Annotated in this window: 15 protein-coding genes; 9 read left to right on the forward strand and 6 right to left on the reverse strand. The window is 74.5% G+C overall.

Features of this window, described 5'->3' with window-relative positions; all coding sequences use genetic code 11:
- Nucleotides 1-43 precede the first annotated feature (43 nt).
- Nucleotides 44-1,012 carry an ATP-binding cassette domain-containing protein gene (locus GA0070611_RS28940; protein ID WP_091671448.1) on the forward strand — a complete coding sequence of 323 codons (969 nt, stop codon included), beginning with the start codon at nt 44-46 and terminating at the stop codon, nt 1,010-1,012.
- Nucleotides 1,009-1,818: an ABC transporter permease gene (locus GA0070611_RS28945; protein WP_091671450.1), complete on the forward strand. Its 810-nt coding sequence runs from the start codon at nt 1,009-1,011 to the stop codon at nt 1,816-1,818. Before GA0070611_RS28940 ends, GA0070611_RS28945 begins: the two co-directional genes overlap by 4 nt.
- Here the strand turns inward: GA0070611_RS28945 and GA0070611_RS28950 are convergent.
- The 4 genes from GA0070611_RS28950 to GA0070611_RS28965 are packed head-to-tail and all read right to left on the reverse strand — an operon-like array spanning nt 1,802 to nt 6,174.
- Entirely contained in the window at nt 1,802-5,017 is a 3,216-nt protein-coding gene (locus tag GA0070611_RS28950; RefSeq protein WP_091671452.1) for a BTAD domain-containing putative transcriptional regulator, read from the reverse strand. The two genes, GA0070611_RS28945 and GA0070611_RS28950, sit on opposite strands and share 17 nt — an antisense overlap.
- Nucleotides 5,018-5,055: 38 nt before the next feature.
- Nucleotides 5,056-5,463, reverse strand: coding sequence for a PLD nuclease N-terminal domain-containing protein (locus tag GA0070611_RS28955; RefSeq protein ID WP_091673614.1), 408 nt, complete (start codon nt 5,461-5,463; stop codon nt 5,056-5,058).
- Nucleotides 5,464-5,491: 28 nt separating this feature from the next.
- Nucleotides 5,492-5,791 carry a DUF202 domain-containing protein gene (locus GA0070611_RS28960; RefSeq protein WP_091671455.1) on the reverse strand — a complete coding sequence of 100 codons (300 nt, stop codon included), beginning with the start codon at nt 5,789-5,791 and terminating at the stop codon, nt 5,492-5,494.
- Nucleotides 5,788-6,174: a YidH family protein gene (locus tag GA0070611_RS28965; RefSeq protein WP_091671458.1), complete on the reverse strand. Its 387-nt coding sequence runs from the start codon at nt 6,172-6,174 to the stop codon at nt 5,788-5,790. Before GA0070611_RS28965 ends, GA0070611_RS28960 begins: the two co-directional genes overlap by 4 nt.
- Nucleotides 6,175-6,215: 41 nt before the next feature.
- On the opposite strand from GA0070611_RS28965, the gene GA0070611_RS28970 reads away from it, so the two are divergent.
- The 4 genes from GA0070611_RS28970 (at nt 6,216) to GA0070611_RS28985 (ending at nt 9,362) form a co-directional block, all read left to right on the forward strand.
- On the forward strand, nt 6,216-7,013 hold the full coding sequence (locus tag GA0070611_RS28970; protein ID WP_091671461.1) for a GNAT family N-acetyltransferase: 798 nt from the start codon (nt 6,216-6,218) through the stop codon (nt 7,011-7,013).
- 2 nt (nt 7,014-7,015) lie between these two features.
- Nucleotides 7,016-7,420, forward strand: a complete 405-nt coding sequence (locus tag GA0070611_RS28975) for a hypothetical protein (protein WP_091671464.1) — start codon at nt 7,016-7,018, stop codon at nt 7,418-7,420.
- A gap of 191 nt (nt 7,421-7,611) precedes the next feature.
- Nucleotides 7,612-8,391, forward strand: coding sequence for an electron transfer flavoprotein subunit beta/FixA family protein (locus GA0070611_RS28980; RefSeq protein WP_091671467.1), 780 nt, complete (start codon nt 7,612-7,614; stop codon nt 8,389-8,391).
- A gap of 11 nt (nt 8,392-8,402) precedes the next feature.
- Nucleotides 8,403-9,362 (forward strand): electron transfer flavoprotein subunit alpha/FixB family protein, encoded by a 960-nt coding sequence (locus GA0070611_RS28985; RefSeq protein ID WP_091671470.1) that lies wholly within the window; start codon nt 8,403-8,405, stop codon nt 9,360-9,362.
- Nucleotides 9,363-9,480: 118 nt separating this feature from the next.
- On the opposite strand, the gene GA0070611_RS28990 is transcribed toward GA0070611_RS28985, so the two are convergent.
- Nucleotides 9,481-10,257 (reverse strand): anti-sigma factor, encoded by a 777-nt coding sequence (locus tag GA0070611_RS28990; protein WP_091671472.1) that lies wholly within the window; start codon nt 10,255-10,257, stop codon nt 9,481-9,483.
- The gene (locus tag GA0070611_RS28995) at nt 10,211-10,816 is read right to left on the reverse strand and encodes an RNA polymerase sigma factor (protein ID WP_091671475.1); all 606 of its coding nucleotides are present in this window, start codon (nt 10,814-10,816) and stop codon (nt 10,211-10,213) included. Before GA0070611_RS28995 ends, GA0070611_RS28990 begins: the two co-directional genes overlap by 47 nt.
- 239 nt (nt 10,817-11,055) lie before the next feature.
- On the opposite strand from GA0070611_RS28995, the gene GA0070611_RS29000 reads away from it, so the two are divergent.
- The 3 genes from GA0070611_RS29000 to GA0070611_RS29010 all read left to right on the forward strand — a co-directional run bounded on the left by GA0070611_RS29000 (nt 11,056) and on the right by GA0070611_RS29010 (nt 13,816).
- The gene (locus tag GA0070611_RS29000) at nt 11,056-11,886 is read left to right on the forward strand and encodes a DUF4397 domain-containing protein (protein WP_091671478.1); all 831 of its coding nucleotides are present in this window, start codon (nt 11,056-11,058) and stop codon (nt 11,884-11,886) included.
- Nucleotides 11,883-12,554, forward strand: a complete 672-nt coding sequence (locus GA0070611_RS29005; RefSeq protein WP_091671479.1) for a class F sortase — start codon at nt 11,883-11,885, stop codon at nt 12,552-12,554. Before GA0070611_RS29000 ends, GA0070611_RS29005 begins: the two co-directional genes overlap by 4 nt.
- A gap of 86 nt (nt 12,555-12,640) precedes the next feature.
- Nucleotides 12,641-13,816, forward strand: coding sequence for a cysteine desulfurase family protein (locus GA0070611_RS29010; RefSeq protein ID WP_091671482.1), 1,176 nt, complete (start codon nt 12,641-12,643; stop codon nt 13,814-13,816).
- Nucleotides 13,817-13,846 lie beyond the last annotated feature (30 nt).

Genomic DNA, 13,846 nt, shown 5'->3' on the forward strand with positions numbered 1-13,846 from the left:
GTCGCTCATGGTGGGGTGACCAGCGATGACGACGGGAGTACCGATGACATACGCGATCCGCGCGGAGGGCCTGGTCCGCCGCTTCGGCGCGACCACCGCCCTGGCCGGGGTGGACCTGGCCGTCCCCACCGGGACGGTGTTCGGGCTGCTCGGGCCGAACGGGGCGGGCAAGACCACGGCGGTGCGGGTGCTGGCCACCCTGCTCGCCGCCGACGAGGGGCACGCCACCGTCGGCGGGTACGACGTCCGCCGCGACGCGCACCGGGTGCGCCAGCTGATCGGCCTCACCGGCCAGTACGCCTCGGTCGACGAGAACCTGACCGGCACCGAGAACCTGCTGCTCATCGGCCGGCTGCTCGGGTTCTCCCGGGGCGACGCCCGGGCCCGGGCCCGGCAGCTGCTCGCCGACTTCCAGCTCACCGACGCGGGCGAGCGGGCGGCCAAGACCTACTCCGGCGGCATGCGCCGCCGCCTCGACCTGGCCGCCAGCCTGGTCGGCCGGCCACAGGTGCTCTTCCTGGACGAGCCGACCACCGGGCTGGACCCGCGCAGCCGCAACGAGCTGTGGGACATCGTGCGCACCCTGGTCACCGACGGGGTGACCGTGCTGCTCACCACCCAGTACCTGGAGGAGGCCGACCAGTTGGCCGGCGAGATCGCCGTGGTCGACCACGGCCGGGTGATCGCCCAGGGCACCCCGGAGGAGCTGAAGGCCCGCACCGGCGGCCAGGTGCTCACCGTCCGGCCGGCCGACGCCGCCGACCTGCCCACCGTGCTGGCGGTCACCGCCGAGGTGACGGGAGCCACGCCGGAGGTCGCCCAGAGCACCGTCTCGGTGCCGGTGAACGACCCGGACGTGCTGCCCGCGGTGGTCCGCCGGCTCGACGCCGCCGAAATCGCCGTGGCCGAGCTGGCCCTGCGCGGCGCCAGCCTGGACGAGGTCTTCCTGCACCTGACCGGTCACCGGACCGACACCGACACCCCCGCCGACCTGGAAGGGGTCCCGGCATGACCGCCACCACGCTCACCGCACCGCTCGCCCCGGCCCGCCGGCCGGGCCTGGCCGCCGGGGTGCGGCACACGTTCACCCTGGCCTGGCGCAGCCTGGTGCAGATCAAGCACAACCCGATGGAACTGATCGACCTGAGCATCCAGCCGGTGATGTTCGTGCTGCTCTTCACGTACGTCTTCGGCACCGCGATCGCCGGCTCGCCCAGCGACTACCTGAAGTTCGCGCTGCCCGGGATCATCGTGCAGAACGCCTTCTTCGCCACCATGACCACCGGCTTCGGGCTCAACAACGACCTCACCAAGGGCGTCTTCGACCGGCTCCGGTCGCTGCCGGTGGCCCGCTGGGCGCCGCTGGCCGGCCGGATCGTCGCCGACACCGTCAAGCAGGCCTGGTCGGTGGCGCTGCTGATCGGCGTCGGCATGATCCTCGGCTTCCGGGTCGGCAACGGGGTGCTCGGCCTGCTGGCCGCGTTCGCCCTGCTGCTGGTCTTCTCGCTGGCCGCCTCGTGGATCTCGGTGCTGGTCGGGGTGCTGGTCGACGAGCCGGACAAGGTGCAGATCTTCGGCTTCATGGTGATCTTCCCGCTCACCTTCACCAGCAACGCCTTCGTCCCCACCGAGAAGATGCCGTCCTGGTTGCAGCACTGGGTCGAGGTCAACCCGGCCACCATCCTGGCCGACGCGCTGCGCGGCCTGCTGGTCGCCGGCCCGGTCGCCGGCCCGGTCGCGAAGTCGCTGATCTGGGCGGTCGTCCTGCTCGCCGTCTTCGCGCCGCTCGCGGTGCGGGCGCTCAGGCGTCGAGTGTGACCCGGACCGCCTCGGCGGCCGTCTCCAGCCGGTGACCCAACCCGCCCGCGTACGCCTGGGCGAAGCCCGCCTCGCCGAGCGCGGCGCGGGCGGCGGCGACCACCCGGGGGCGGTCCAGGATCGCGTGGTCCGGGCCGCCCCGCACCCCGCTCGCCGCGCCCAGCAGCCGGGCGGCGTCGGCCGGCCGGCCCAGCCGCAGCGCCAGGTCGGCGTAGCCCACCAGCACCGCGCCGACCACCGGCGCGTCCTGTGACCCCAGCGCCAGCTCCAGGGCCCGGTCGTGGTGGGCCCGGGCGGCGTCCAGGTGCCCGTCCGCGGCGTCCAGCAGGGCCAGGTTGCTGGCGTGCAGCGCCCGCCACTGCGGGGCGACGGTCCGTTCGCCGATCAGGGCGAGGGACTGCACCAGGCGGGCCCGCGCCCCGACCCGGTCGCCCTGGGCGCGCAGGATCTCGGCGCGGCCGTGCGCCACCGCCGCCCGGGTCTCGTCGGAGCCGCTCAGCTCCGCCTCGCGCTCCGCCCGGGCCAGCGCCGACAGCGCCCGGTCGTGGTCGCCCCGCCGCCACAGGTTGTACGCCAGCCGCAGCCGCATCTCGGGCACGTCGTCGAGGACGCCGAGCGCCTCGAACCAGCCGAGCGCCTCCTCGTGGAACGGGGTGGCCCGGGCCGCCTCGCCTCGCCGGTCCAGCAGGTCGGCCAGCGAGGTGAGGGCGAACGACATCCCCCAGCGGTCCCCGACCGCGCGGTAGTGCGCCAGCGCCGCCCGCAGGTCCGCCTCGGCCGACTCGTCGGAGTGCCCCGCGTTCAGCGAGGCGTGCGCCTGGAACAGCCGGGCGGTGCCGGCCACCCACGGGTCCGGGTCGGCGAAGAGCGTGCCGATCTCCGCCGGGGCCTGCGGCGGCAGCCCGGCCCGGAACGACGCCACCACCAGCCCGACCAGCCGCAGCACCGGATGGGCCGACTCGTTGCCGATCGCCAGCGCCGCCGCCCGCTCCAGCCAGGCCATCCCGGTGGGCAGGTCGTTGCGGGTGGAGACCAGGTTCAGCGCCGCCATGGTGTACGCCACCGCGAGCCGGTCCGGCGCGGACCGCTGCGCCAGGTCGGGCAGGGCGAAGACCTGGGCGGCCAGCTCGCCGCCCTCCACCCGCCGGCCGCTCAGCCACCAGTACCAGCCCAGCGCGGCGGCGTACCGGACGGCGGTCGGGGCGTCCCCCTCGGCGACGGCGTACCGCAGCCCGGCGTGCAGGTTGTCGTGGTCCACCGCGAGCCGGCGCAGCCAGCGCAGCTGCTCGCCGGTCCGCAGCCACGGCTCGGCCTCCTCGGCGAGGGCCAGGTACTCGGCGGCGTGCGCCCGCCGGACCCGGTCCGCCTCGCCCGCCTCGGCGAGCCGGTGCAGCCCGTACGCGCGGACCGTCTCCAGCATCCGGTACCGCGGCTCGTCGGCCCCGACGGCCACCACCAGTGACTTCTCCACCAGCGCGGCGAGCCGGTCCAGCACGTCCGGGCCGGCTGCCGGCCCCGGCGCACCGGCGCACACCCGTTCGGCCGCGGCGAGGTCGGCCCCACCGGCGAAGACGGCCAGCCGCCGCCAGAGCGCCCGCTCGTCCTCCGCCAGCAGGTCCCAGCTCCAGTCGACCACCGCCCGCAGGGTCTGGTGCCGGGGCAGCGCGGTCCGGCTGCCGCCGGTCAGCAGCCGGAACCGGTCGTGCAGCCGCTCGTCCACCTGTGCCGCGGTGAGCGCGCGCAGCCGGGCGGCGGCCAGCTCGATGGCCAGCGGCATGCCGTCCAGGGCCCGGCAGATCCGCACCACCGGGCCGACGGTGGCGGCGTCCACCGCGAAGTCCGCGCGGACCGCACCGGCCCGGTCGGCGAAGAGCCGCACCGCCGGGTACGCCGACGCGGTCCCCGGATCCGCCCCGGCGGGCGGCAGGGCGAGCGAGTCCACCGGCCGCAGCGCCTCGCCGGTGACGCCCAGCGGTTCCCGGCTGGTGGCCAGCACCCGCAGCCCGGGACCGGCGGTGAGCAGCCGTTCGGCCAGGCCGGCCGCCGCGTCGAGCAGGTGTTCGCAGTTGTCGAGCAGCAGCAGGGCGGTACGCCCGGCGAGCGCCTCGACCAGCCGGTCGACCGGTTCCGCGGGCTCCGGGCCGCCCCGCCCGATCCGCGCCAGGAGTGCCTGCTCGCCCCGGCCGAGGGCGGCCAGCACCGCCTGCGGCACCTCGGTCGGGTCGGTCACCGGGGCCAGTTCCACCAGCCAGACACCGTCCGGGAAGCGGCCGGTCACCGTTCGCCCCGACTCCACGGCCAGCCGGGTCTTGCCCGCTCCGCCGGGACCGGTCAGCGTGACCAGGCGGTGCCGGCCGAGCAGCGCGGCGACCTGCGCCACCGCCTCCTCCCGGCCGACGAAGCTGGTCAGCGCGGCGGGCAGGTTGCCACCGCGCGCCCGGTCCGGCGGGTCGGCGTACGCCCCGTCCGGCGGCCCGGCGCGCAGGATCTCCAGGTGCAGGGCGGTCAGCTCCGGCCCCGGATCGACGCCGAGGGCGTCGGCCAGCGCCGTCCGCAGCCGCTCGTACTCGGCCAGCGCCTCGGCGCCACGGCCGGCCCGGTGCAGCGCCCGGATCAGCAGCTCCGCCGGCCGTTCCCGCAGCGGATGGGCGGCGACCAGCTCGCGCAGCTCGGGCAGGAGGGCGGCCGGGGCCGGCCCGGCCAGCCGCGCCTCGATCAGGTCCTCGGTGGCGGCCAGCCGCAGCTCGGTGAGGCGGGCCACCGGCGCGCGGGCGAAGTCCAGTTCGGCCACGTCGGCCAACGCCGGTCCGCGCCACAGCGCCAGCGCGTCGGCGAGCTGCCGGCACCCGTCGGCGGGGTCGGTGTCGAGGCGGGCCCGGCCGGCGCGTACGGCCGCCTCGAAGCGGTGCAGGTCGACGTCGTCGGGGGCGACGGCGAGCCGGTAGCCGCCCGGCCGGGTCTCGACCGGCAGCCCGGGGACGCCCCGGCGCAGCCGGGAGACGAGGGCCTGGAGGGCGTTGGCGCCACCCGGGGGCGGGTCGCCGGCCCAGATGCCGTCGACGAGCCGTCCGGCGGTGACGGTCCGGCCGGGTTCGAGGGCGAGCAGGATGAGCAGCCGGCGCAGCCGGGCACCGCCGACCTGGACCGGCGTACCGGTGTCGGCGCGCAGCTCCAACGGCCCGAGCAGGCTGATCCGCACGGCGTCGATTCTGCCCGGCCGGGGTGCGGCGGCGGTGCTCAGACCTCCGGCCGGTCCCGGTCGTCCTCGCGGCGGCGCAGCTGCTCCTCGCGCCGGCGCAGGTCGTCCTCCCAGCGGCGGAGCAGCTCCTGGTCGTCGCGTCGGGTCCGCTCGGCCAGGCGGGACAGGAACTCCGGGTCGTCGTCCGGAGCGACCGGCCGGCGTCGCTCGGATTCGGCGAAGCCGTTCCCCACCGGCCAGGCGGTACGCGGTCGCCGGCCGTGCGGCTCGCGGCCGGCGACGAACCAGGCGATCGACCCGACCAGCGGGAAGAACAGGATGATCAGCACCCAGGCGATGCGGGGCAGCGCCCGGATCTCACCCTCCTCGGCGGAGAGGCAGCTGATCAGCGCGCAGACGGCGAGGACGACCTCGGCCAGGAAGAAGAGCCCGTACAGGCGAACCATGCCGGACATCATGGACCATCGGCGTCGGTCAGCGCAGCCCGCGCAGCACGTGCAGCACGCCGAGCAGGGCCAGCCCCGCGGCGGCCAGCGCGGTCAGCGGGAACGACCAGCGGTGCCCGCGCCGGGTTCCGGTGCCGGTGGCCCGCCGCCAGTCGAGCCCGAGGACGGTCAGCCAGCCGGCCACCGCGACGCCGGCCAGCAGCGCGTCGCCCCGGTCACCGGTGAACGCCAACCGCAGCTCCAGCACGGTCACCCCGGTGAGCGCCAGCAGGGTGCGCCGCCAGGCCAGCCGGGTGCGTTCCGGCTGGAGTCCCGGGTCGCGGCTCACCCGATGCCCCGGACCAGCACGGCGAGCACCAGCAGCAGCGCGCCGAGCGCGACGATCAGCGCCAGCACGGCCGGGAACCGGGACGCCGGCAGCTCCTCGTCGAGCCGGATGGCCCGTTCGGTACGTGCCCAGTGGTCCACCGCCCGGACCGCGACGGTGGCGCCCAGCAGCAGCAGCACCACGGCGATCACCTCGCGCAGGTGGGCCAGGGGCAGCCGGGGCAGGAACTGCGCGGCGGCCAGCCCGCCGGCGATCAGCGCCAGGCCGGTACGCAGCCAGGCCAGGAACGTGCGTTCGTTGGCGAGCGAGAAGCGGTAGTCGGGCGTGCTGCCCACGGACCTCAGCTCGTGCGGGTCGAACCACCGCCTGATCGTCTGCCACACGCGGCCGATTATCCGCTTTGCCCGTTGCCTAGCCTGAGGGGATGATCGATCTTGACGCACGCGCCCTGCGCGACGCCTACGACCACCAGGTCCGCCCGGAGCTGCCCGACCCGCTGCCGGCCGGTGTCACCGTGCAGCGGGACGGGCCGTTGCACCTTGTCCTCGGCCTGGACCAGCGCGGCTTCATCACCTATCGCGACCTGGGCGGCCTGGCCGGCGCCGAGCTGGACGCGCTGATCGCCCGGCAGGTCGAGTTCTTCCGGGCCCGGGGCGAGGGGGTCGAGTGGAAGCTGGCCGGTCACGACCAGCCCGCCGACCTCGCCGACCGGCTGCGGGCCGCCGGCTTCGTCCCCGAGGACCTGGAGACCGTCGTGGTCGGCCCGGTCGCGGCGCTCGCCGCCGCCGTCCCGGTGCTGCCCGAGGGGGTACGCCTGCGCGAGGTCACCGCCCGGGAGGACCTGGCGCGGATCGCCGCGATGGAGGAGGCGGTCTGGCACTCCGACCGCAGCCACCTGGTGCACGGTCTGGCCCGGGAGGTCGAGGCCGACCCGCAGTCGATCACGATCGTGGTGGCCGAGGCGGGGGAGACGGTGGTCAGTGCCGGCTGGATCCGCTACCAGCGGGGCACCGGCTTCGCCAGCCTGTGGGGCGGCTCGACGCTGCCCGAGTGGCGCAGGAAGGGCATCTACCGGGCGCTGGTGGCGTACCGGGCGCGGCTGGCCGAGCAGCGGGGCAAGACGCTGGTGCAGGTGGACTGCTCGCCGGACAGCCGGCCGATCCTGGAGCGGCTCGGGCTCGTTGCGGTCACCACCACCACCCCGTACGTCTACACTCCGTGATCATGGAACCGTTGACGGCCGACGAGCTGCACACCCTGAAGACGGGCGCGTTCGGGGCCGTCTTCCTGGTCTCCAACGCCGAGCCCGGGATGCTGGCCATGGTGCGGGAGAGCATCGCCGCCTCGGGGGCGCTGGCCGAGGCGAGCGGGGTGGTGAAGCAGGCGCTCACCACCGGCCCGCTGCCGGAGCTGCCCCGCGATTCGGCCCTGGAGATCGAGGCGGCCGTGCTGCCGGCGCTGGGCCGGGCGGTGGCGATCCTGCGGGCCAAGTCGCCGGCGGACGTCGAGGCGTACCGCCGGGTGGTGCTGGCCGCGGCGGACCGGGTGGCGGCGGCGCACCGGGGGGTCGGCCCGGCCGAGTCGACGGTGCTGGAGCGGATCCGGGGCGCGCTGGCGGAGCCGGCCTGAGTCGAGTGGTCGGCCCCCGGTGAGCTGTGTCACTCTGAGCCCCCGGGGAGGCCAAGCTACTTGCGGGTAACATTGCCCCGTGGGCAAGTGCACAGCCGTGCGCGGTTGACCGAACGTTAAGTCACGCGCGAGGCTGCGCCCGTGACCGGGCGAGTGATCGCTACACCAAACAGGAGGGTCGTCGAAGCGCGATGAACATCGTCGTACTCGTCAAGCAGGTGCCCGATTCGGGCGCGGACCGCAACCTGCGATCTGACGACAACACCGTCGACCGCGGTTCGGCGAACAACGTCATCAACGAGATGGACGAGTACGCCATCGAAGAGGCGTTGAAGATCAAGGAGGCGCACGGCGGCGAGGTGACCATCCTGACCATGGGTCCGGACCGGGCCACCGAGTCGATCCGCAAGGCGCTCTCCATGGGGCCGGACAAGGCCGTGCACGTGGTGGACGACGCCCTGCACGGGTCCTGCGCCGTGGCCACCTCGAAGGTGCTCGCCGCCGCCCTCGGTCAGCTGGGCGCCGACCTGGTGATCTGCGGGGCCGAGTCGACCGACGGTCGGGTCCAGGTCATGCCGCACATGATCGCCGAGCGGCTGGGCGTGGCCGCCCTCACCGGCGCGCGCAAGCTCACCGTCGACGGCGCCACCCTGACCGTCGAGCGGCAGACCGAGGAGGGCTACGAGGTGGTCACCGCCTCGACCCCGGCCGTGGTCTCCGTCTGGGACACCATCAACGAGCCGCGCTACCCGTCCTTCAAGGGCATCATGGCGGCCAAGAAGAAGCCGGTGCAGACGCTCTCCCTGGGTGACCTCGGGGTCGCCCCCGCCGAGGTGGGCCTCGACGGCGCGACCAGCGCCGTGCTGGAGCACACCAAGCGCCCGCCGCGCTCCGGCGGCGAGAAGATCACCGACGAGGGCGAGGGCGGCGTGAAGCTGGTCGAGTTCCTCGCCACCGAGAAGTTCGTGTGAGGGGTCAGGACATGTCTGAGGTTCTCGTCGTCGTCGAAGCCACCCGGGAATTCGGCGTCAAGAAGGTCACCCTGGAGATGCTCACCCTCGCCCGCGAGCTGGGCACCCCGAGCGCGGTCGTGCTCGGTGGCGCCGGCGCCGCCGAGGCGCTGAGCGGCAAGCTCGGCGAGTACGGCGCGGAGAAGATCTACGCCGCCGAGGGCGAGGAGATCGACGGCTACCTGGTGGCCCCCAAGGCCACCGTGGTCGCCGAGCTGGTCCGGCGGGTACAGCCGGCGGCCGTGCTCTTCGCCTCCTCCCAGGAGGGCAAGGAGATCGCCGCCCGGGTCGCCGTCAAGCTCGACAACGGCATCCTGACCGACGTGGTCGGCCTGGCCGCCGACGGCACCGCCACCCAGGTCGCCTTCGCCGGCTCGACCATCGTCAAGTCCAAGGTCACCAAGGGCCTGCCGCTGGTCACCGTCCGGCCGAACTCGCTCAACCCGACCCCGGCGGCGGCCACCCCGGCCGTCGAGCAGCTCACCGTGTCGACCACCGACGCGGACAAGCTGGCCAAGGTCGTCGAGCGGGTCGCCGAGCAGAAGGGCTCCCGCCCTGAGCTGACCGAGGCCTCGATCGTCGTCTCCGGCGGTCGCGGCGTCGGCAACGCCGACAACTTCAAGCTGGTCGAGGAGCTGGCCGACCTGCTCGGCGGCGCGGTCGGCGCGTCCCGCGCGGCGGTCGACTCCGGCTACTACCCGCACCAGTTCCAGGTCGGCCAGACCGGCAAGACGGTCTCCCCGCAGCTGTACGTCGCGCTCGGCATCTCCGGCGCGATCCAGCACCGGGCCGGCATGCAGACCTCGAAGACCATCGTCGCGGTGAACAAGGACGGCGAGGCGCCGATCTTCGAGCTGGCCGACTACGGCGTGGTCGGCGACCTGTTCAAGGTCGTCCCGCAGGCCGCCGAGGAGATCCGCAAGCGCAAGTGACCCCGGCACCACGAAGCCGCCGTCCGGTTCTCCGGGCGGCGGCTTCGTCGTGGTGCGGCCCTTCCGTGCGGCGGAAGGGAGCTGATCGGCGGGCCGGGGAGCTGAGCCGGCCCGCCGATCAGCCCGTCAGGGTGCCCCTCAGCAGGCTGTCGCCGGAGTGGCGGGTGTTGTTGTCGTACTGCTCGGCCGAGATGTCGACCACCGAGTACTTCCGCATGTCCACGTTACGGGGCATCGGCAGCAACTCGTCGCCCGAGCTCTTGCTCAGCGTACCGATCGAGAACATCTTCATGGTCCGGGGATCGATCAGCCAGACCTCGTAGTAGCCGGGCACCGCCGGCAGGTTCGCCACGTGCAGGTGCAACTGGTTGTCGCCGAGCACCCGGGCCGCCCCGGAGGCGTCCTTCGGCGTCGACCCGTACGCGGCCAGGTTGGCGCTGGCCAGTATGGCCGGTTGCGGCTGCGGCGGCTCGGCGGCGGGCCGGAGCACGGTCAGCGTGCCGATCACCCCGAGCGCGGCGGCCGCCGTGGCGGTGACCGCCGTGGTGGCCCACCGGGGCCAGCGGTTGCGCGACCGGCGGGACCCCAGCGGCGCGGCGGCCGTACCGGTGGGCGCGGTCGGGTCGGCCGGGGGACGGGGCCCACGCCGGTCGGTCAGCGAGGGCAGCTCCTCGGCGGCCCGGACCTCGGCGAGGATGCCCTGCCAGAGGTGCTCGGGCGGCGCGGGCAGGTCGGCCAGGCCCTGGGTGTCCGCCCCCAGGCCGGCGACGTGCTGAAGCGTCTCCAGCTCGCTCCGGCACGGTACGCAGTCGGCGAGGTGGGTGGACTCACCACCTTCCGCCTCGCTCTCACCGAGCGCCAGAAAGACCAGCCGGTCGTGGTCCAGGTGCTGCACCGTCCACCTCCCATCTGCGCTTCAGGCTCTGCATGCCGCGTCGGATGTGGCTCTTGACCGTCCCGAGCGGCACTCCGGTCACGGTCGCGATCTGCTGGTGTGTCAGGTCGTCGTAGAACGCCAGCTCCAGCATCCGTCGTTGCTCGTCGGGGAGTCTGGCCAGCTCGTCGGCGACCACCAGCCGGTCGACCACGGTGTCCGGGTCGGGGCCGGTCGCCACCGGCTCGGGCAGCTGCTTGACCGTCTCGACCACCCGGGTCTCCCGGGCCGCGGCCCGGATCCGGTCGATCACCTTGCGCCGCCCGATCCCGAGCAGCCAGCCGACCAGCGATCCCTTGCCGGGGTCGAACGTCTCCCGGCCCAGCCAGGCGGCGACGAACGTCGCCTGGGTCACGTCCTCGGCGTCGCTGCGGTTGGCCAGCGTGCTGGTCGCCAGATGCAGCACCGCCCGGCCGTACCGGTCGTACGCCTCCCGCAGCGCGGTCTCGTCACCGGCGCGGAACCGTGCCGCGAGCTCGTCGTCGACCGGCGGCTCGGGTCCCTGCCGTACCGCCGTCACCGGGCGGCTCGCCTTCCGTGGGGCATGCCCGACTGTAACTCCCACAGTCCTCGCCCCCGCTCCCGGTCTCCGTGCACACACCTCGTTCACCTCCTCTTCGTCGTGCGAGACCGCCGCGGATGCGGTCCGGGACGAAAAAAAGAAATCTGATCCGGGCGCATCCGGCGGCGCGGGAGCCGGCGTAACCCGTTCTGCAAGCCAGGCCTGACGAATCAGCACCAATCACCAGGAGGCAGACAATGCAGTTCGCCATGTTCCGTCGGGTCGCCGCGGGCGGCGCGGTGGCCGCCCTGACCTTCGCCGGCGTCGGCGCCGCCACCATGAGCCCGGCCTACGCCGCCTCGTCCAAGGTGTCGGTGGTACACGGCATCCCGGACACCCCGGTCGACGTGTACGTCAACGGCAAGAAGACGCTGGACAACTTCAAGCCGGGCGACGTCGCCGGCCCGCTGACCCTGCCGGAGGGCGAGTACGACATCGCGCTGACCAAGCCCGGCGAGGCGGTCGACAAGGCGATCCTCAAGGTCGACGACGCCAAGGTGCCGGGTGGGGCGAACATCAGCCTCGCCGCCCACCTGAGCGCCGACGGCAAGCCGGAGATCACCCCGTTCGTCAACGACGTCTCCAAGGTCGGCGCCGGCAAGGCCCGGCTGATCGTCCGGCACACCGCCGCCGCCCCGGCCGTCGACGTGCGGGCCGGTGGCAAGCCGGTCTTCGAGGGCCTGACCAACCCCAAGGAGGCCAAGGCCGACGTGGCGGCCGGCACCGTCAAGGCCGACGTGGTGCTCGCCGGCACCGACACCGTGGCGATCGGCCCGGCGGACCTGAACCTCAAGGAGGGCACCGCGACGATCGTCTACGCGATCGGCTCGGCCAAGGACAAGAACCTGAAGCTGGTCGCCCAGACCATCACCGGGCTGCACTCGGCCCCGGGCGGCGTGCCGAGCGGTAACGGCGGCCAGGCCGGCACCGGCGTGGACACCTGGTGGTACGTGCTGGCCGGCGCCGGCGTGCTGCTGCTGGTCGGCGGCGGGGCGCGGGTGGCCACCGCCCGGACCGGTCGCCGGTGACGGTGCGGCACCGCGGGGCGCTGGCGGCGATGGCCGCCGGCGCTGCCGCGCTCACCGTCGCGACCCTGGTGGCGTGCGGATCAGGGCCCGCCGAGGACGTCGGCGCCGACGAGGCGGCGGCCCTGGCCAGCGCCACCCCCACGCCGACCGCCACGGCCACCGGCAGCGGTGACCCGGCGGTGCCGGTGAACGCGGGCACCCTGCCGGCGGGCGGGAAGACGATCCCACCGGTGAAGCTGCGGATCCCGGCCATCGGGGTCACCGCGAGCGTCAACCCGGTCGGCGTCAACCAGCGCACCGACGAGTTCGAGGTGCCGCCCAGCGTCGACCAGGTCGGCTGGTACCGCTACGGCCCCGGGCTGGAGGCCGAGTCCGGCTCGGTGGTGATCGCCGGCCACGTCGACAGCGCGGACCAGGGCAAGGGCGCCTTCTTCCGGCTGCGCGAGCTGGACCGCGGGGACACCCTCACCACCACCGGCGAGGACGGCCGGGAGCGGAAGTTCACGGTGGTGGCCCGGGAGGAGTACGCCAAGACGAAGATCCCGCTCGACCGCTACTTCGCCCGGGACGGCAAGCCCCGGCTGACCCTGATCACCTGCGGTGGGCCGTTCGACCCGAAGACCCGCCACTACCGCGACAACATCGTCGTCACGGCGGTGCCGGCGTGACCGTCGGGCCACCCGTTCCGGTCGGTTGCCGGGACGGGTGGTCCGGCATCCGGCGGTGTCCGGCCCGGCCGTTACGCTGAACGACGATGGCATACCTGGATCACGCGGCGACGACCCCGATGCTCGACGAGGCACTCGAGGCGTACGTCGCCACGGCCCGCGAGGTGGGCAACGCGTCGTCGCTGCACGCGGCGGGCCGGCGGGCCCGGCGGCGGGTCGAGGAGTCCCGCGAGCGGATCGCCGCCGTACTCGGTGCCCGGCCCTCCGAGGTGATCTTCACCGGTGGCGGCACCGAGAGCGACAACCTCGCGGTGAAGGGTGTCTTCTGGTCCCGTCGGTCGGCCGACGCCGGGCGGATCCGGGTGGTCTCCAGCGCGGTCGAGCACCACGCGGTGCTCGACGCGGTCGACTGGCTGGCCGGGCACGAGGGCGCGGAGGTCGGCTGGTTGCCGGTCGACGCCGCCGGCCGGCTCGATCCCGAGCGGCTCCGGGCCGAACTGGCCGGGCACGGCGACCGGGTGGCCCTGGTCACCGCGATGTGGGCCAACAACGAGGTGGGCACCGTGCAGCCGGTGGCCGAGCTGGCGGCGGTCGCCGCCGAGCACGGTGTGCCGTTCCACACCGACGCGATCCAGGCGGTCGGTCAGGTGCCCGTCGACTTCGCCGCCAGCGGCGTGTCCGCGCTCACCGTGACCGGGCACAAGCTGGGCGGCCCGACCGGCGTCGGCGCGCTGCTGCTGGCCCGTGACGTCGCCGCCACCCCGCTGCTGCACGGCGGGGGCCAGGAGCGCGACGTCCGCTCCGGCACGCTGGACACCGCCGGCATCGTGGCCTTCGCGGTCGCCGTCGAGACCGCCGTGAAGGGCCAGCAGGAGTACGCGGCCCGCGTCGCCGCGCTCCGGGACGAGCTGGTGGAGCGGGTCCGGCGGGCGGTCCCCGACGTGGTCTTCAACGGCGACCCGACCGACCGGCTCCCCGGCAACGCGCACTTCTCCTTCCCGGGCTGCGAGGGCGACGCCCTGCTGCTGCTCCTGGACGCCCAGGGCATCGCCTGCTCGACCGGTTCGGCCTGTTCCGCCGGGGTGGCGCAGCCCTCGCACGTGCTGCTCGCGATGGGCGCCGACGACGACCGGGCCCGCTCCTCGCTGCGGTTCAGCCTCGGTCACACCAGCACCGGGGCGGACGTCGACGCCCTGATCGCCGCGTTGCCGGCAGCGGTGGAGCGGGCCCGCCGCGCGGCCGCCCTCCGGACCCCCCGCTGACCCGGATACCCTCGGTGAGGACGAGGGGAG

It is taken from the genome of Micromonospora auratinigra (assembly GCF_900089595.1).
In the GTDB taxonomy this organism is placed as follows: domain Bacteria; phylum Actinomycetota; class Actinomycetes; order Mycobacteriales; family Micromonosporaceae; genus Micromonospora; species Micromonospora auratinigra.